15 protein-coding genes and 2 pseudogenes are annotated in these 17,400 nt (G+C 66.3%); all 17 read right to left on the bottom strand.

Annotated features, from left to right (window positions below):
• Positions 1-278: acetyl-coenzyme A synthetase N-terminal domain-containing protein (locus ACVWY0_RS19635; RefSeq protein WP_485838167.1), on the bottom strand; the 278-nt coding region annotated here is incomplete at its 3' end.
• Between the two features lie 208 nt (positions 279-486).
• Positions 487-2,127 carry a malate synthase A gene (gene aceB / locus ACVWY0_RS19630; protein WP_485838166.1) on the bottom strand — a complete coding sequence of 547 codons (1,641 nt, stop codon included), beginning with the start codon at positions 2,125-2,127 and terminating at the stop codon, positions 487-489.
• A 226-nt stretch (positions 2,128-2,353) separates the two neighbouring features.
• Complete coding sequence (gene aceA, locus ACVWY0_RS19625) at positions 2,354-3,670, bottom strand: isocitrate lyase (RefSeq protein WP_485838165.1); 1,317 nt, start codon at positions 3,668-3,670, stop codon at positions 2,354-2,356.
• A gap of 246 nt (positions 3,671-3,916) precedes the next feature.
• Positions 3,917-4,927 (bottom strand): alcohol dehydrogenase AdhP, encoded by a 1,011-nt coding sequence (gene adhP, locus ACVWY0_RS19620; RefSeq protein ID WP_485838169.1) that lies wholly within the window; start codon positions 4,925-4,927, stop codon positions 3,917-3,919.
• 420 nt (positions 4,928-5,347) lie between these two features.
• Positions 5,348-5,885: pseudogene (locus ACVWY0_RS19615) on the bottom strand (transcriptional regulator); the annotation flags it as partial.
• Positions 5,886-6,889: 1,004 nt separating this feature from the next.
• On the bottom strand, positions 6,890-7,444 hold the full coding sequence (locus ACVWY0_RS19610) for a DUF6036 family nucleotidyltransferase (protein WP_485838164.1): 555 nt from the start codon (positions 7,442-7,444) through the stop codon (positions 6,890-6,892).
• Positions 7,441-8,085, bottom strand: coding sequence for a helix-turn-helix domain-containing protein (locus tag ACVWY0_RS19605; RefSeq protein WP_485838163.1), 645 nt, complete (start codon positions 8,083-8,085; stop codon positions 7,441-7,443). Before ACVWY0_RS19605 ends, ACVWY0_RS19610 begins: the two co-directional genes overlap by 4 nt.
• Before the next feature lie 409 nt (positions 8,086-8,494).
• Positions 8,495-8,617 carry a hypothetical protein gene (locus ACVWY0_RS19600; RefSeq protein ID WP_485838162.1) on the bottom strand — a complete coding sequence of 41 codons (123 nt, stop codon included), beginning with the start codon at positions 8,615-8,617 and terminating at the stop codon, positions 8,495-8,497.
• Between the two features lie 100 nt (positions 8,618-8,717).
• Entirely contained in the window at positions 8,718-9,710 is a 993-nt protein-coding gene (locus ACVWY0_RS19595) for an SDR family NAD(P)-dependent oxidoreductase (RefSeq protein WP_485838161.1), read from the bottom strand.
• 55 nt (positions 9,711-9,765) lie between these two features.
• Positions 9,766-10,032 carry a hypothetical protein gene (locus tag ACVWY0_RS19590; RefSeq protein ID WP_485838160.1) on the bottom strand — a complete coding sequence of 89 codons (267 nt, stop codon included), beginning with the start codon at positions 10,030-10,032 and terminating at the stop codon, positions 9,766-9,768.
• A 79-nt stretch (positions 10,033-10,111) separates the two neighbouring features.
• Positions 10,112-10,828, bottom strand: a pseudogene (locus ACVWY0_RS19585) (zinc-binding dehydrogenase); the annotation flags it as partial.
• 375 nt (positions 10,829-11,203) lie between these two features.
• Positions 11,204-12,169: a glycoside hydrolase family 3 C-terminal domain-containing protein gene (locus ACVWY0_RS19580; RefSeq protein WP_485838159.1), complete on the bottom strand. Its 966-nt coding sequence runs from the start codon at positions 12,167-12,169 to the stop codon at positions 11,204-11,206.
• A gap of 29 nt (positions 12,170-12,198) precedes the next feature.
• Positions 12,199-13,527, bottom strand: coding sequence for a glycoside hydrolase family 3 protein (locus ACVWY0_RS19575; RefSeq protein ID WP_485838158.1), 1,329 nt, complete (start codon positions 13,525-13,527; stop codon positions 12,199-12,201).
• 342 nt (positions 13,528-13,869) lie between these two features.
• Positions 13,870-14,235 (bottom strand): hypothetical protein, encoded by a 366-nt coding sequence (locus ACVWY0_RS19570; protein ID WP_485838157.1) that lies wholly within the window; start codon positions 14,233-14,235, stop codon positions 13,870-13,872.
• A 111-nt stretch (positions 14,236-14,346) separates the two neighbouring features.
• Complete coding sequence (locus ACVWY0_RS19565) at positions 14,347-15,567, bottom strand: cytochrome P450 (protein WP_485838156.1); 1,221 nt, start codon at positions 15,565-15,567, stop codon at positions 14,347-14,349.
• Entirely contained in the window at positions 15,564-16,241 is a 678-nt protein-coding gene (bioD, locus tag ACVWY0_RS19560; protein ID WP_485838155.1) for a dethiobiotin synthase, read from the bottom strand. The genes ACVWY0_RS19565 and bioD overlap by 4 nt, the downstream gene beginning before the upstream one ends.
• The gene (locus ACVWY0_RS19555) at positions 16,238-17,395 is read right to left on the bottom strand and encodes an 8-amino-7-oxononanoate synthase (RefSeq protein ID WP_485838168.1); all 1,158 of its coding nucleotides are present in this window, start codon (positions 17,393-17,395) and stop codon (positions 16,238-16,240) included. The genes bioD and ACVWY0_RS19555 overlap by 4 nt, the downstream gene beginning before the upstream one ends.
• Positions 17,396-17,400: the final 5 nt, after the last annotated feature.

Here is a 17,400-nt window from a genome sequence, read left to right as displayed (position 1 = left end):
GCGTTGACCTCGCCGCCCACGAACCATTTGGCGAACGGCGGGTTGGACCAGTCCAGCGCCTGGTCGAAGTCCTTGCTCCAGGTGAGCAGCTCGCGGGCCTGCTTCGCCCAGAAAGCCGGGCGGTCGGCGTCGGCCTCTGCGTAATCGGCGGCGGTGACTACGGCGTCGGCAGCGAATTCGGGGCTGGGGGCGAAAGTGCGGTTTTCGTGCAGCAGGTTTTCAAAGGCGTCGCCCTGCTTTGCCTGGTCGGAGGATGTCGCTGTGGGGGCGTTGGACATAAGTAAACCTCTTTGCTTTCTCTGCTATGTGCTGCGTTGGAAATGTGCTCTTTACCCACAAAAGAAGGGTGGTCCGGACCCGGCGGACCCGCCCCACACAAATCCATGCGGGGGCGTGGGCGATGGAGCTGAGTTTCCGCCCGCCGGGCCGCGGCCCGTCTCTCGGGGTGCCTGTTGCGAAGGCGTCGCCGACCGGCGGACGGACGTTTCAGACGGCCAGGGTCTCCGGTTCCCGGGATCCGTCGACGTACCGGGCGTACGCCGGAACTGTAAGGAAGGCAGGGAAGCCTGGGCCGAGGGTGACTTCTTCAAAGATGTCGCGGGCGTCGGCGAAGCGGTCGCCTTCGAAGCGTTCGAGTTTCGTGTATTCCTCGTCGAGCATGTTTTCCACCCAGTCGTGGGTGATGATTTCGCCGTGGTCGGTGATGGCGTGGGAGTAGATCCACTGCCACAGTTGCGAGCGGGAGATCTCCGCGGTGGCGGCGTCCTCCATCAGGTTGTGGATGGCGACGGCGCCGTTGCCGCGGAGCCAGGATTCGATGTAGCGGATGCCCACTTCGATGTTGTTCCGGATGCCCTGTTCGGTGATGGTCCCGGTGGTGGCGGCGATGTCCAACAATGCCCGGTCGTCGGGGGTGACGTCCTCGCGGAGGCGGTCCAGCTGGTTGGGACGTTCGCCGAGGGTGGCATCGAACACTTCGCGGCAGACCGGCACGAGGTCCGGGTGGGCCACCCAGGAGCCGTCGAAGCCGTCGTTGGCCTCGCGGGTCTTGTCCGCACGCACCTTCTCGAACGCGTTGGTGTTGGCGGCTTCGTCCTTGCGGTTGGGGACGGCGGCGGCCATCCCGCCGATGGCCATGGCGCCGCGCTTGTGGCAGGCGCGCACGAGCTGTTCGGTGTAGGCGTGCATGAACGGTTGGGTCATGGTGATCTGGCTGCGGTCCGGCAGGACGAAGCGGGGGCCGCGGGTGCGGAAGTTCTTGATGAGGGAGAAGATGTAGTCCCAGCGGCCGGCGTTAAGGCCCGAGGCGTGGTCTCGGAGTTCGAAGAGGATTTCTTCCATCTCGAAGGAGGCGGTGATGGTCTCGATCAGCACGGTGGCGCGGATGGTGCCCTGCGGGATGCCCAGGAGGTCCTGGGCAAGGATGAAGATGTCGTTCCAGAGCCGTGCTTCGAGCCGGTTTTCGATCTTGGGCAGGTAGAAGTACGGGCCTTTGCCCTGGGCCAGGAGGCGGCGGGCGTTGTGGAAGAAGTACAGCCCGAAGTCCACGATGCCGCCGGCAACGGGTGTCGCATTGATGAGCATGTGCTTCTCGGGCAGGTGCCAGCCGCGGGGGCGGACCACGATGGTGGGCAGGTCCTCGGCGGGACTGAGTTTGTAGTCCTTGCCTTCGGGGGAGGTGAAGTCGATCCGGCGTTCGAGGGCGTCGGTGAGGTTCAGCTGGCCCTGGATGACGTTGCGCCAGGACGGGGTGGAGGAGTCCTCCATGTCCGCGAGCCAGACCTTGGCGCCGGAGTTCAGGGCATTGATGGTCATCTTCTTGTCCACGGGGCTGGTAATTTCGACGCGGCGGTCTTCCAGGCCGGGGGCCGGGGGTGCGACGCGCCACTCGGGATCGTTGCGGATCCACGCGGTTTGGGGGAGGAAACGCGGGTCCCGGCCCTGGCGGATCTCGGTGCGCCGGTCACGGCGGGCCTGCATCAGCTCCTGAAGACGGGGCGCCGCTGCCTCGTGCAGCCGGGCCACGAAGGCCAGCGCATCCGGAGTGAGGACCTCGCCCTGGCGCTGGATGGGCCGGGCAGTCAACGTGACGCCGTTGATCGTGAAGTTGTCAGTGAAGCTGTTCATCTCAATCTCTCCTCGGATAAGTGTTCGACGGTGGGCGCGGTTTGGGGCCGAAAAAGGCAAACCTCCGCGTGCTATTCCCCATCCCCGCCTCGGGCCTCGCAGAGCTCGGCAGGGCGGGGACAGAGCCCCTTTTACGCACGCTTCCGGATCACCTTTCCCAGCCCCCGGGGGCCTTGGCACCATGGGTGCCGGCCGCCGTCGGGCCTTCCGGCGACCGGCCTGGGGATTAGTGGAACTGATCTGCTTCGGTGGAACCGTTCAGGGCCAGTGTGGATGCGTTCGGGTTGAGCGCGGTTGCGATGGCGTCGAAGTAGCCGGTGCCGACTTCGCGCTGGTGTTTGGTGGCGGTGTAGCCGCGGGATTCGGAGGCGAATTCCTTTTCCTGAAGTTCGACGTAGGCGCTCATGCCGTCGCGGGCGTAGCCGTGGGCGAGGTCGAACATCGAGTAGTTCAGGGCGTGGAAGCCGGCCAGGGTGATGAACTGGAACGTGAAGCCCATGGCGCCGAGTTCACGCTGGAATTTGGCGATGGTGTCGTCGTCGAGGTGCTTGCGCCAGTTGAACGACGGCGAGCAGTTGTAGGAGAGCATCTGGTCCGGGAAGTCAGCCTTGACGGCCTCGGCGAACTTGCGGGCCAGCTCCAGGTCCGGGGTGCCCGTCTCCATCCAGATGAGGTCAGAGTACGGGGCGTAGGCCTTGGCGCGGGCGATGCAGGGTTCGATGCCGTTGCGGACCTTGTAGAAGCCTTCCGGGGTGCGTTCGCCGGTGACGAATTCCTGGTCGCGGGGATCGACGTCGGAGGTGATCAGGGTGGCTGCCTCGGCGTCGGTGCGGGCGATGACCACCGAGGGGGTGCCGGCGACGTCGGCCGCCAGGCGGGCGGCGTTCAGTGTGCGGACGTGCTGCTGGGTGGGGATGAGGACCTTGCCGCCGAGGTGGCCGCACTTCTTCTCCGAGGCGAGCTGGTCTTCCCAGTGCACGCCCGACGCGCCGGCCTGGATCATGGATTTCATGAGCTCGTAGGCGTTCAGCGGGCCACCGAAGCCGGCCTCGGCGTCGGCAACGATCGGGACCATCCAGTCCTCAACGGTCTGGATGCCTTCGGAGAATTCAATCTGGTCGGCGCGGAGCAGGGCGTTGTTGATGCGGCGGACCACAGTCGGAACCGAGTTGGCCGGGTAGAGGGACTGGTCCGGGTAGGTGTGGCCGGAGTTGTTGGCGTCGGCGGCAACCTGCCAGCCGGAGAGGTAGATGGCACGGAGGCCGGCCTTGACCTGCTGCACGGCCTGGTTTCCGGTCAGGGCGCCCAAAGCGTTGGTGTACCCGCCGGTCTTGTGCTCGTCGGTGAGCTGCTTCCAGAGCTTCTCGGAACCGCGGCGGGCCAGGGTGTGTTCTTCGGAGACCCGGCCGCGGAGGCGGATGACGTCCGTTGCCTTGTAGTCCCTGGTCACACCTTCCCAGCGCGGGTTGGCGGCCCACTCGAGCTCCAGGGCGGCGGCCTGCTCTCCGGGCGTCTGATGGGTGGGCTCAAATGCTGCAGTCATCTTTGTCTCCTTGGTTGTGCCCGGGCCCGCCCTTTCCTGCGGCGTGCAGGTTGGGTTGGCTGATCCGGTACGGTGTTGCACGGCTTTTCAGCCGTAGGACGTCCGTGGCAAATGAATTGCTCCGGACGCTTTCCCTGCTGGCATCGGCGCCCCGTTGTTCCTCTTCCGACGCGGGGCCAGCCACCAGCGGCGGCGGGGGCCCGAAGGTATCTCCGTGACCCCGCCGGCGCCGGCGCCTGAGATTGGTCAGTACTTGATGACCACGCGGCCGTCGATCTTGGCGTGCTTCATCTCGTCAAGAACGGCGTTGACCTCGGCGAGTTCCCGGGTGGAGACGGTGGGGTGGATCTTGCCCTCGGCGTAGAACTCGAGTGCTTCCTCCAGATCCTGCCGGGTTCCCACGATCGAGCCGCGGACGGTCAGGCCCTTGAGCACAATCTCGAAGATCGGTGCCGGGAAGTCGCCCGGCGGCAGGCCGTTGAACACAATCGTCCCGCCCCGGCGGGCCATGCCGATCGCCTGGCCGAACGCCGAGGGGTGCACGGCCGTGACCAGCACGCCGTGGCAGCCCCCGGTTTCACGCTGGATGACTTCGACCGGGTCCTCATGCAGGGCGTTGACGGTCAGCTCCGCGCCGTGCTTCTTCGCCAGGGCGAGTTTGTCGTCGGCGATGTCCACGGCGGCGACGCGCAGGCCCATGGCCACCGCGTACTGCACGGCAATGTGCCCGAGTCCGCCGATGCCCGAAATCGTGACCCATTGTCCGGGCCGGGCCTCGGTCATCTTCAGGCCCTTGTACACGGTCACGCCTGCGCACAGCACCGGGGCGATCTCCACCGGATCGGAGCCGGCCGGGATGCGGGCGGCGAAGCGGGTGTCTACCAGCATGTACTCGCCGAAGGAACCGTCAACGCTGTAGCCGGCATTCTGCTGCGCCTCGCACAACGTTTCCCAGCCCGTCCGGCAGTACTGGCAGTCACCGCAGGCGGACCAGAGCCAGGCATTGCCCACGAGATCTCCGACGGTAAGGTCCGTGACACCTTCGCCCAGGGCAACCACTTCGCCCACGCCTTCGTGGCCGGGAATGAACGGCGGTGACGGCTTGACGGGCCAGTCACCCTCGGCCGCGTGGAGGTCGGTGTGGCAGACGCCGGTGGTGATGACCTTGACAAGCGCCTGGCCGCGGCCCGGCGTCGGAATGGGAAGGGTCTGGATCTGGAGATCCTTGCCGAATTCGGTTACTACTGCTGCTTGCATCGTCGTCATTGTCGATATTCCTTGCGTCGTTTGTGCGTGGAGCAAATAGTGCGGGGAATGAAATTTTGGAGACGGGCCGGAAGAAGCCGGCTTGTCTTCCGAGTGGCTGCTGGCCACAAGGTATTCCCTGGCCTCCTGATGGTGGCCCGGCATCAGGAGTGGATTTCACATCCGATGCCGGAGGACTTGTAGCCGCCGAACGCCGCACCGGCCGGGTAGGCATGGTGGGACTGGCAGATGTGTCGGGCGTGGATAGCCCGCCGCCGTTCCGTGCCGCGGGCTTGGAACGTGAGCGGGGCCGTGTCGTGGTTTGCCGTGCGAAGAAAATCGTCGCTGGCTCCCGCGATGAGCGGGACGATGGCCGTGCCTTCAGAATAGGCGCGGCAGGGTTGCAGTCAGGTTGCAGCCCTGTGAGTCAACTCACTTGCGCCGGCGTGTTCCAAGTTCGGATTCCAGACGCTCGATATCAGTGACCACCGCAGCCCTCTTGGGCGAACGCGGCGGCAGCAGCCTCAACGCCGCTCTGCGAACACCAAGGTCATCTTTCGCCTCCGGGCAGGTCGGCGTACTGCAGCAGGGCTTCCGAGCTGCCGTCCGCGAGGAGTGCCTCCCGCAGGAGTGGGGAAACACGATCCCCAAGCTCCACAACGCCCGGAGCCTCGGAGTCAGGAAGCACTGGACCGCGATAGATTTCCAAAGCGACCCGGTGCGCCCCGCGCTGGAGGCAGCCGAGAACCTGGCCAGCGTCCGGCAGTACGTCTATGGTCAGTCTGTAGGGCCGGGATTCCGGTACAGCTGCAGGGTTGAAGAGCTGAAGGACTTTCCTCAACCGGACCATCTCCGACCGAAGGGTCATTGCTGAAACCTCCCCGAACAGCAGGCTGCACAATTTCTCAGCGCTCAGCCCGTCCGGATGGATGCTCAGCAGGGCCAGCATCTCACTGTACGGGGCCCTCAGTCGTTAACGGCGACTGGAAGGATTTCGGGCGCCGGATACTTGCCGCGAGTCGGTCGAACGGCCCGTCAGCGACCGTGGTTCCTGCAGGTCTTTTGCCTCCTACGAGTGGGAGCACTCACTCCGGTCATTCGGCTGTCGGCCGATCGGACCATGGAATGGCTGAAGGGAGGTGGAATTGCTGTGAAGACACCAGAGACCAAGAGTGGCGCGCGGCCTACACAGGAATCCGCAGCGAGCTCGGGCATGACCCGTTTGCCGTCACGCGTGGACCCCTCCGGCCGGAATGTCTTTGTCAGGACAAAGAAGAACCGCACCCCCTCGATGCGGGGTGCGGTAGTTGGCGTAAGGCTTTTGATCCGGAGAATTGGGGGTGTGGACAGTGTCCACACTTTGCTGCTCGGTCTGGGCCGTACATCGGTCGGATCGGGCCGAATTGCGCATGTTTCCAGGAGTTCTCAGTGTTTGCATGGGCTGGAGTCCGGTTCGAGTCCCACCTCGGGCACAGTGTTTCCCCTGTTCAGGGGCTTGTGAGCCTCTGAGTGTGCACAAATTGTTCTCATGCGGGCCCCTTCGGGGCCCTTTTTGTTGGCCGGTGCTGTGGCCGGGTGGCTCCCTCCTCCGATTTTGAGTAGTGGTGTCGCTCGTTACTTGTTCATGGGTGGAAGTGTCCGGAACTGCATGACCTGGCTGAAGGCGGGGGAGCGTTTCTGGATGGCCTTGTCGACTGTTCTGAGTTCATGACTCTTCATAGCGGGCTGCCTTCGTGGCGACACGAAACAGGCTGTCTTCCTGACATGTTTTGGCAGAGGGTGGCAGATTTCGCCGGCGCCAAATGCCATGAGCGGTTAGATGCGCATTCGCTCCGGTGGCGGGCAAGGTGTTCACCCGTCGCCAGCGCTTTATCGACGGTCACGGAACTGTTGCACACGGGAGCTCGCGAGGCCTTCGGACGCCCCGAGTGGGTTGGCTCGCCTTTGACGCCCACTGCTCCGAAAGGTGTCGGATCAGGCGTCAGGTTCGAGGGCGGTCGATGCGTCGAGAGCGTCGTCGACGACTATGAGGTAGTTGTCCCGGCCTGCGGCCAGGGGGATGGAGTGGTGCCCGTATTTGTCGTAGGCGAGGTCGACGGCGTCGTTGGCGTTGGTGATCTTGAGCTTGCGCAGGAGCCGGGCGATGTCGAGCGTGTCTTTGTCTCGTTCGGCCGCAATTTTCATGGCCAGGAGCGTTTCGGTGTCTGCCGCCTGGATGGTGAGCCCGTCGAGTTGTTCGAGTTCGACCCAGGTGGCATTGTCGGGGACGAAGGCCGCTGCGTTGGAGTTGAGCCAGTCCGGTGCGAGGTCATAGTCTGCAGCCATTTCTGTGACGACGGTGTTGACGACGGCTTTGTCGGCGTAGCTGGCGTCGATGTCGGCGGTGGGGCGGTTGCCGATTCCTTGCAGGATGAGCGCGGCACCGCCCACGAGTTTGACGTCGCCGTGGATGCCGCGGGCCTGCAGGCGTCGTCCGAGCTCCTGGAGCAGAGCGCGGATTTGTGCGGCGGTGAGTTCTCCGCCGCTCATGCGGTAGCCAGGCTGCGTTCGCGGATGAAGACGTTCATGGAGGCGAGTTCCTCTGGCGTTTCGGACATGGTCAGTTGCTTCATGGGTTCTCGCACGCTCCGGTAGGACTCTGCGGGCATCCATGCTTCGTCGAGGGGTTTGATGCGTCTGGTCCAGGCCGGAGCGGGCTGGCCGAGCCGGTGCGCGGTGTAGTTGGTGATGCCTGCCAGAGCTGCGGACCAGTGTGGCTCTTTGAGCCGGGGGCTGCGCTGGAGTAGCGGTCTTCCGGCTTTGAGGGATGCGGTGGCGTAGTCGGCGAGCATCTTGATGGCGAACTCATAGTCGCGTGAGTCGATCAGTTGGGTAAAGGTTTGGGCGTAGTCTCGCCTTGCCGGGTCGTATTCTCTGCCGCGCGGGATCGATTCGGTGGCGGTCAGCGACAGGCCAAGGGCTGCCAGGATGGCCAGGGTTTTGCCGAGCTCGGCGCGCTCGTGGCCTGATTCGAGATCTATGAGGAATTTCCTTGAGACGCCGGTGCTCGCGGCGAGGGCCTGTTGTGACAACCCGCGGTCCTGGCGCCGGGCACGGATGATGGCGCCGACTGCCGCGGGCGAGTCGATACTGGTTTCAAATGTGATGGCATCCTCCCTTGCTGCCTCCATTATGTCACCAAACGGTGACAGGAGCATCGTTGTTGGCAAAGCCCCTGCATTTAGTCGGCCGGTCATGTCCTGCGCCGTCGAATGACCGATGAACTGAGAGAGGTCGGCGGCGGATGGAAGGGAGTGGGTGATGTACGTGGATCCTCGGTTCGGGGTCGACATAAGCGTCTGTCCGAGGACCTCCGGCGGGAATTCCCGGATATGAAAGTCTTGTCCGCCCGGAACATCCGGTACATGACGACATTTGCCGGCGCTTGGTGGGAGGGTCAATTGCGCAACAGGCTGTTGCGCAATTGCCCTGTATCGGGGAAAGCGGCGTGGCTCACGAGGGGATTCTTACGGCATCCAGGAATACCTCGAGGTGAGGTACGTGGCGGTGGGCGGGCTCTGACCACCCGGACCTGGGGGTTCATGAGCTGCGCTGGTTCTTCATCAGGCGTTTGGATATGGTCGTTGCCGCCTGTTTGACGGCGAGCACTGCGTTCTGGACGTCGACGAGGTTCCTCCGGAAGAAGCCTGTCAGCTTGTCCAACGGATCAGGCCTACGGGATCGTAGAGCTCCACGTGCCCGGCGAGAGCTAGTCCATGTGGTTGGTACTGGGAAGGCGACCATTCCCAGTAACCAGGTCCGCTCAGCTGAGCGTCGCCCCGGTGCGCTGCGCGTACGCCTCGAGCAGACGGTCCTGCGCAGCGGTGTTGCGGACATCGGCGTGCATGCGGGTTTCCGGCGCCCGGTGGAAGAAGAATTCTCCCGTGACCCGGCTTGCGGGCTCGATGCCTTCTGCGAGCCACACCTGGGTCATGTAGCCTGCGCGGAGGTTGTCGGGCGCGTAAGGGCCGTTGTGGAACCCCATGACGGTCGGCACCCATCCCGGGGCCACCGCGTTGACCCGCACCGTGGTCCGCCGCTGGGCCACGGCCATGGCGAGCGTGAGGATCTGGGTCTTGGTGTCGTCGTAGCTGAAGTCACGGCCACCGGATCGCAACGCATCCGGTTTGAGGTCGCCGCCAAGGTGCAGATCCGAGGTGAGGTAGATCAGCTGGGCAGGAGCGTTGACGAGTGCCGTCAGCAAGTAAGGTGAGAGCGAATTCGCGTTCAGCATCTCTTCACCGGAGAGGCCGTACTCCCCGGCGTTGTTGATGATGACGTCGAACGCCCCCAGCTTGTTGATCTGGCCGGCGAGGGCCCGCGTTTCATCGAGGTCCCTCAATTCGCCGACGACGACGGCCTCGAGGTCGGGAAGATCGCTCCGCACGTCCCCAGCACGCTGCTCGTTGCGCGCGTGCGCGACGACCCGGTGGCCACGGGCGAGAAGATGCGCCGCGGCGAGTTGGCCGAGGCCCGCGGTGGATCCGGTGATCAGGATCCTCTTCCGTTCTCCTTCTCCTGTGGTGAGCGGGCGGATGTTCTCCTCGATGTAGCGCAGCTCGTCTGCGACTTCCTGCGTGTTGTAGCTTCCGACCCCGTACCGGCCCCCGCTCGCGGCGGCGCCACCGCCGGCCGTTTGCGTGGTGCCAGGTGCCGGCGGGTTCTCGCGGGACGGAGCCGCGGTGCACGCTGTCAGGATGCCCGTGCCGAGCAGGGCTGTCGAAAGGAGGAGGGTGCGTCTGGTCATGGCGGTCATGGCGGTCTGCTGCTTTCTCTGAGATGTTCCGGGGACGGCCTGGCTGTGGTGACGGCTACATGGTGAGGCGTTCCTGGTGGATCCGTGCGCGCGAGACGCCGAGGCCCCGGAGGGTTTGCTGCATGGCGAGGACGGCGGTGTTGGGGCCGACGACGACATACATGGCGCCGTCCAGCTGCTCCTGCGTCAGCCGATTCGCGATGTGCGCACGGGTGAAGCGCCCCACCCGGATGTACGCATTGAAGCGGCCGGGGTGTGCCGAACAGTGGTCCTGAATCAGCCGGGCGTAGTAGGCGTCGTCCGGCTGGCGCACCGACCACACGTCAGGAATATGACCGTTGCTACCAGCGTGGCCGGGACGGCACTTGCCGACGGGGCCCCAATCGCAGATTGAGATGCTGTCACGGGCGCAGGAGTACCTTGATGGCGCGGCGCTCGTCCATGGCTTTGTAGCCCTCGGCCGCCTCGTCGAGCGGCAACTCAAGGTCGAAGACCTTCCCCGGGTTGATGTCCCCACGGAGGATGAGGTCGATCAGTTCGGGAAGGTAGTCCCGGACCGGGGCGGGTCCGCCGTGCAGGTGGACGTGAGAGAAGAACATTTCCAGGCCCGGCAGTTCGACGTCGTGGGCGACCCCAACGAAACCGACGTGCCCGCCGGCGCGGATGGAACGGATGGCCTGCATCATCGATTCCTGGGTGCCTACGGCCTCAAGGACGGAGTGGGCACCGAGGCCACCGGTGAGTTCCTTGATCTTCGCCACGCCCTCATCGCCGCGTTCCTCAACGATGTCCGTTGCGCCGAACTCGCGGGCCAGCGCTTGCCGGTCAGTGTGGCGGGACATGGCGATGATGCGCTCGGCTCCCATCTGCTTGGCCGCGAGGACGCCCAGAAGCCCGACGGCGCCGTCGCCCACCACGGCGACGGTCTTGCCCGGCCCGACTTCGGCGGCTTTGGCGGCGAACCATCCGGTTCCCAGGACATCGGAGGCCGCCAGCAGCGAGGGAACCTTATCGGCGTCGGGCATTTCCGGGGTGGCCACCAGGGTGCCGTCGGCAAGGGGGATGCGCATGAATTCGGCCTGGGCGCCGCCTACTCCCTGGCGGTGCACGCATCCGCTCGGGACACGACTGTCATGGGGACGCTGTCAAACGCTGGCTCCAGGCTCGTATCAGGTCACGCCCGGTCCGGCGCCAATGCTTGTTGCGTGCCGGGCCGCGGGGCTGACAGATCAACGCAAAGACACCAAGGGTGTATCCCAACATGGGTCAAGCCGCCACGACCAAGACTTCCGAATCTACGGCTCATGATTCGACAAGACCAGACTGACAATCCCAACACACCCCGGTGGCGCCCATCGATTGGCGGACCTGTCCCGGCACACCAAATGCAAACCAGATGTCAGCCGACAACGGTTTGTCATGGCCGATGATGCGGATTCCGGAGTTGGGCCGGTGTGGGGATGGTCCGCGCGGGCCCGGACCATCCCCTCTAGTCAGTTCATTCGGAGTCGTGCGCGGATGTCGCCGAGGCCGCGGGCGACGAGGAGCTCGCCGCCTGTGAGCGGGGACCAGGCGTTGGCGTTCTCGTCCCAGCGCCTGAAGAGGCGTGGGTCGCAGGTGACCGTCACCGTGGCCGTTTCGCCTGCGGGGACGTCGATACCCGAATACCCCGCGAGGCGTACCGGCTGGCTCTCGTCGGCGGGGTTGAAGTACACCTGCACGGTCTCCCGCGAGGGGCGTGCCGAGGTGTTGGTGATCTCGACCTCGAGCGTTGGGGCGGCGCCGTGGACGGGCCGCACGGCACCGTACTCCCATGACCCGTACCCGAGCCCGTGCCCGAACCAGAACAGGGGTGCTGGTGCGAGCCCCTGCCGGTAGCCGCGGTATCCGATGGCGGTGCCTTCGCTATAGTGCACGGCGAGGTTCCGGTCCGGGGTAACGTTCCATGCCGGGCTCGCGTCGTCCGAGATGGGGTAGCTCGTGACAAGCCGCCCGGTCGGCTCGGCCTCGCCGGTGAGCACCGCGGCGACTGCTTCTCCGGCCTCTTGGCCGGGCAGGCCCGCGATGAGGACGGCGTCGACGTCGGCGAGCCAAGGCATGAGGACCGGCGTCGCGGCATTGACGACGACGATGGTGTGCTCCGCGGCGGCGGCGACTCTGTGCACGAGTTCGTCCTGGCGTCCCGGAAGCTTCAGGGTGGTCTTGTCGACGGCTTCGGTCTCGTCTTCCTCCTCTGCTGTGGTCAGGGCCTCGTCGTCGGTCTGGGCGTCCTGTTCTGCGACCAGAGCGACGCTGCCGAAGGATCCCGTTGTGAGCAGATGGCTTTCCTTGGAGAGGTTCAGCGCAGGGTTGCCCGCGAGGATGGAGGCCCAGTCGACTCCGGCGAAGTCAAGGCGCACTGTGACGAGGGCATCGGCGGGCACGTCGAAGGTGTCGGTGTACGACGGGGGACGGAGCATCGCCTCGGCCGGGTCGACGCCCGAGACGGTCAGCTCCCGCTGTCCGAGGATCCCGGTGTCGGTGGAGATGGTCCACGTTCCTGCCCCAACGCCTCCGAGCCGTACAGGACCGGGTCGGTCACGAAGCCGGGGTCCGCCGTGATCGGGCGGTTGCGCACCTGCACGCCGTCTACCACTGTCACCGGATGCCCGTACCGTGCGGTCAGTGCGTCCGCGACAGAGGACACATAGGGCGGGGTGACCTGGGCGGAGCCGCCGCCCATGCCTTGGGTGGCGATGGCGTGGCGGCCGATGAGCGCGATGGGGCCTTCGCCCGTGAGGGGCAGCGCGCCGCCGTGGTTCTGGACCAGGACCATGCCGCGGGTCGCGATGCCGCACAGCTGTTCCTTGCGGAGCTCGGAGTCTGGTGCTGGCATGCCGGCCTTGAACGGGCTTGTACGAGCGCTGGCGTGGTCCACCCTCTGGCGGAGCGCACCTGTGCGCTCGGCCAGGAGCAGGAGGCGCGCGAGGTGCTCGTCGACGGTTGACTCGGCCACGTCTCCGCGCTGGACGGCGGAGACCAGGCGCTCGCCCCACGGGCCCTGCGGGCCGGGCATGACGAGGTCGAGGCCGCCGTTCGCGGATTCGACCGTGCGCTTGGTGGCGAACCAGTCGCTTATGATGAGCCCGTCCCAGCCCCATTCGCCCTTGATAATCTGGTTCTGGACGTGGTCCTGCTCCGTGGCGGTGACGCCGTTGATGTCGTTGTAGGCGGCCATCATCGACCACGCCCCGGCGTCCTCGACGGCCACCTCGAAGGGCAGGAGATACACCTCGCGCAGAGCGGTCTCGGACACGCGGGAGTCCATGAAGTTGCGTAGGGTCTCGGATTCGTTGGCCACGAGGTGCTTGAGGCACGCGGCGGTGCCGTTGCCCTGCATGCCGCGAACGTAGGCGGACGCGGTGCGGCCGGTCAGGTAGGGGTCCTCGGAGTAGGCCTCGAAGAGCCGCCCGCTCAGGGGGCTGCGGTGGAGGTTGATGGTCGGGCCGAGGACCACGTGGATGCCCTGCCGATGTGCTTCTTCGGAGAGCATGTGGCCGACTTCCTCGGCGACGGAGTCGTCCCAGGCGCCGGAGATGAGCGTCGCGTTCGGGAAGAGGGCGACGGCGTCCCCGCCGATGAACTTGAGCCCGCGCACGCCTGTGGGCCCGTCCGAGAACGCGAGCGGGGCGAGGCCGATCGTGTCATTGCCCGGGAGGGTGAACGCCGTTTCCCCCGTGAGCAAGCGGACCTTGTCTGCCAGATCGAGCTGTTCGATGATCCGGAGCAGGAGCTCCTGGTCGTCGGAGGGGGCGAGGGTGGTGTGTTCTTCAGTCATTGGCTCTCACTGTGGGTGGGTGGGTGGGTGGTGTGGAATTGGCTTGGCGACGTTCAGAGGCCGGTGGTCTGGCCGCCGTCCACGACCATGGCGCGGCCGACAGTGAAGGCGCCGGGTTCGGAGCGGAGCCAGAGGACGGCTGAGGCGATGTCCTCGGGGCGCCCCAGGCTAGCGGGTTCCGAGGCTTCTCGCTACGTGCTGCTCGAGGTCGAAGGCCGGCCTGGCGCCACTGCCGCCGTCGAACACCATGGCCACCCGAGCAGACGCGTCCCACCGGCGCCATGGCGCCTCGTGAGTCGCGATGAAACGCACCCAGGCAGAGTGCATTGCATCCGCGAGGATCTATGGGGGATTCGGGCCGGTCGAACCTTCGACACGTTCGGCGTCGAGGTAGGCCCAGACGAACGGGAGCTCGGCGCAGTGCAGAGCCAGGCCCATGCCTCGGGCTGGGTAGCGGTAGTCGTAGAGCCAGGTCGGGGCGGGCCGCGCCCCGGCCCACGAGACCATAGGGAGGCGGAACGTGGAGTCGGTGGCGAGCTGGGCGAGCAGTCCGGCCAGGCCGCCGGGGACGTCGCGGTGGGCCTTGAGCCAGCCGGACCCAGCTTCGCCGAGGCCAGCGGGCCGGGGCCGCTCCTGCTCGATGCGGGCCTGCAGGTCAAGGAGCTCGTCTTCGGACAGCCGCGACAGTCCGGCGCGGGTGCATGTCACGGCAGGGATTGTCAGAGAGCCACCTTGAAGAGTCGCATCCATTTACGAATGATGTGCACAGTCACCTGCCGCAGTACTCGCAGATGGCGGCTGACTTCTTCTCGGCTTCGTCTATGGACTGTTCGCCACGGTGACAGTCCGGGGTGCTTGGAAAGACAGGAGTCTGATCCAGTCGGGCTGGTACTCCTGCAGATGTACTTCCGGCAGGGCAGTGGTGGTCTCCTGGACAACTATGGCGGCCTCCAGTTCGGCGAGCTTGGCGCCGAGGCAGCGGTGGATGCCGGAGCCAAAAACAAGGCCGTAGCCGGTGGATTGCCCGCGCCGAAGCGCCTCCGAAGTCATTGACAGACGCTCGGGTCCGCCCGGTGACGTGACGGTGTTGCCGCTCAGTTCGAGGAGGATTTCGGTGCCGGCCGGGATCAGGCCACCACCGAGGGTTGTGTCATGGGCGGCCACCCGGCGCCAGGTTGGGACGGATGATTCCGTGGCAAGCACGTGCCGGACCATGGTCCCGGAGCCTGCTTCGGATGCCGCGTCCTTCCAGCCCGCCGGCGCGGACCCCTCCAGGAGCCGGAACAGGGTGGTGCTGATGAGCTGTGTGGTTGTTTCCTGGCCTGCTATCAGCAGGAAGTAGCCGAGCGAGCAGATTTCAGGCGTGGACAGGCCGTGCTCGGCCAGGGATTTGAGCAGGTTCCGTCCGGGGGCCGCCCTGGATTCCGCGACGAGCTTGCGCAGCCAGACATAGAAATCTGCGGCGCTGTGGGCCAGTTCGAGTTGCCGGTCCTCGTCGGGCCAGCCCCAGAACAGCTCCATGGACTCAAGGCCCCACCGTTTGAGGTCCGCAAGATCCCGAACGGGCAGCCCGAGGAGTTCGAGCATGACGACTGCCGGGGGAAACGCCGCGACCGCCTGAACGAGGTCCACTTGGCCGGAATATTCGAGCTGGTCCGCGGCGTTCCGTGCCGCTTCCTGGGCCAGTTCCCGGATCCGTGGCTCCATGGCGGCGACCGTGGCGGGGGTGAAGAAGCCTGCCACGATCTTGCGGATCCCGGCGTGTGTGTCCGTGTGGTTGCTGGCCAGGACGGGAGGCAGCGCAAAGCGCACGCGCTGCAGCACCCGCAGGGCCGGTCCTGCCAGGGGCGTCACGGCCACCAAGGCATTCGCGGGGCTGAAGTCGGCAGGCCGGTGCAGCACTTCACGGACCACGTCCGGGTCTCGCACCACGAGGTACGGGCAGCTGGCGCCGCCGGCCTGTCCTGGGGTCTCAGTCTGTCCCGGACCTCCACCCACCCGCGCCTCCGCGGATCCCGCGGCCGTCATCGCCGGGTTCATGCGGGCAGGCCGTTCAGCCAGGCAGCTGCTCCGGCACGGAAATCCGCCGGCGACAGTTCCGCCGCGTGCTCCGGAAGGGCGCCGAGGAAGGGCACCCGCAGCGATCCGAGGACCTGCCGGTTGCTGTCGTGTAAGACATCAGGGTTGCGTGGCCAGCTTCCCAACACGACGCCAATAACCTTCAGGTCCCGCGCTCCCAGCGCTTCGAGGGTCAGTGCAGTGTGGTTCAAGGTCCCGAGCGCCGGCCGGGCGACCAGCACAAATGCCGCCGCCAGGAGCGATCCGAGATCCGCCAGCGTGCCGCCGTCGGAATCAAGCTCCACCAGCAGGCCACCTGACCCCTCCACCAGGACGTGGTCGTGGGACGCCGCGAGCACGCGGATTTCCTCGGAGTGCTTGGCCACCCGGGGGAGCGGCGTTCCGTCGAGGGCGGCTGCGGCGACGGGCGCCAGCGGCTGCTGCAGGACGACTCCGGTTTCGGCTGTCACGGCGCCGGCGAGCCGGACAATTTCGGCGGCGTCGGAATCGCCGTCGGCGGCTCCTGACTGGCACGGTTTGTACACCGCGACGCTGCGCCCCGCTCCGTGGAGGACGGCGGCGAGGGCCGCCGTCGTGATGGTCTTTCCGACGCCGGTGTCCGTTCCGGTGACCAGGATGATGCCGGGCAGGTTCATGGAAGTTCCTCCAAAATGCCGCGAAGCACTGCGCAGCTGTTGTCGATTTCCCCGGGTGTAAGGGTGGCGCGCGCGGTGAGCCGCAGCCGCGAAATCCCGTCCGGAACGGACGGCGGTCGGAAGCAGCCGATCCGGACGCCGGCAGTCCGCGCCGCCTCGGCAGCAGCCAAGGCAGATGCGGCGGACGGCATGGCGATGGACTGGACGGCCCCCGCTGTCTGCTCGACGGCGGCGCCGCGGGATGCAAGGGCTGGGGCGAGCCCTGCGCTCAGCGCGGCAGCGTTGCTTAGGACGGATCCGGCCCGCCATGGCTCGTTCTGGATGATCCGCACCGCTGCGAGGGCGGCGGCGGCGGAGGCAGGCGCGAGCCCGGTGTCGAAGATGAAGCTTCGGGCCCGGTTGACGAGGTGTTCCCGCAGCAGGGCGGATCCCAGGACCGCTCCGCCCTGGCTGCCCAGGGCCTTGGACAGTGTCGCGGTCACGATCACGTTCGGATGCCCGGCGAGGGCTGTCCCGGCCACCGAGCCGGAGCCCTGGAAGTTGCCGGTGCCGGTGACCCCGAGGCTGTGGGCCTCATCGATGAACAGCACGGCGTCGTGGTCCTCGGCCAGGGCCAGCAGGTCAGCGAGCGGGGCTTCGTCGCCGAGGACGCTGTAGAGGGATTCGACGGCGATCAGCGCGCGCGGCTCCGACCGGTCGGCGAGCAGCCGCCCGGCGTCCTCCACGCTGTTGTGGGTGAACGATTCCGTGCGGGAGCGGCTGAGTCGGAAACCGTCGATCATGGAGGCGTGACAGTGTTCGTCCGCGACGATCAGGGTCCCGGGGCCGCCGAGCGCCGTGATCACACCGATGTTTGCCAGGTAGCCGGAGGAGAACACCAGCGCCGTTTCCATCCCCGCCAGCATGGCCAGTTCCTGCTCCAGGTCCAGATGCAGCCGGGTGGTTCCGGCCACCAGGCGCGAGGACGTGGCGCCCGTGCCCCACAGCGACGCGGCCGCCGCAGCGGCCTCGGTAACCCGAGGGTCTGCCGCGAGGCCCAGATAGTCGTTGCTGGCCAGATCGATGAACTGCTCGTCCGCGGCGCGGGGGAGTGGGCGGCGGACCAGTTCCCGGCGCTCCCGGACTGCGGCCTGCCGCTCGAGCCACTGGGTCATCGAGG

Source organism: Arthrobacter sp. UYNi723 (genome assembly GCF_054057635.1).
This window is presented reverse-complemented; position numbering and strand designations above follow the sequence as displayed.

Coding starts and splice junctions, on each gene's coding strand:
- aceB (WP_485838166.1), bottom strand. CDS start 2,127: ATGAACAGCTTCACTGACAACTTCACGATCAACGGCGTCACGTTGACT.
- adhP (WP_485838169.1), bottom strand. CDS start 4,927: ATGCAAGCAGCAGTAGTAACCGAATTCGGCAAGGATCTCCAGATCCAG.
- ACVWY0_RS19575 (WP_485838158.1), bottom strand. CDS start 13,527: ATGACTGAAGAACACACCACCCTCGCCCCCTCCGACGACCAGGAGCTC.
- bioD (WP_485838155.1), bottom strand. CDS start 16,241: ATGAACCTGCCCGGCATCATCCTGGTCACCGGAACGGACACCGGCGTC.
- aceA (WP_485838165.1), bottom strand. CDS start 3,670: ATGACTGCAGCATTTGAGCCCACCCATCAGACGCCCGGAGAGCAGGCC.
- ACVWY0_RS19555 (WP_485838168.1), bottom strand. CDS start 17,395: ATGACCCAGTGGCTCGAGCGGCAGGCCGCAGTCCGGGAGCGCCGGGAA.
- ACVWY0_RS19595 (WP_485838161.1), bottom strand. CDS start 9,710: ATGACCGCCATGACCAGACGCACCCTCCTCCTTTCGACAGCCCTGCTC.
- ACVWY0_RS19610 (WP_485838164.1), bottom strand. CDS start 7,444: ATGAGCGGCGGAGAACTCACCGCCGCACAAATCCGCGCTCTGCTCCAG.
- ACVWY0_RS19580 (WP_485838159.1), bottom strand. CDS start 12,169: ATGCTCCGTCCCCCGTCGTACACCGACACCTTCGACGTGCCCGCCGAT.
- ACVWY0_RS19565 (WP_485838156.1), bottom strand. CDS start 15,567: ATGAACCCGGCGATGACGGCCGCGGGATCCGCGGAGGCGCGGGTGGGT.
- ACVWY0_RS19605 (WP_485838163.1), bottom strand. CDS start 8,085: ATGGAGGCAGCAAGGGAGGATGCCATCACATTTGAAACCAGTATCGAC.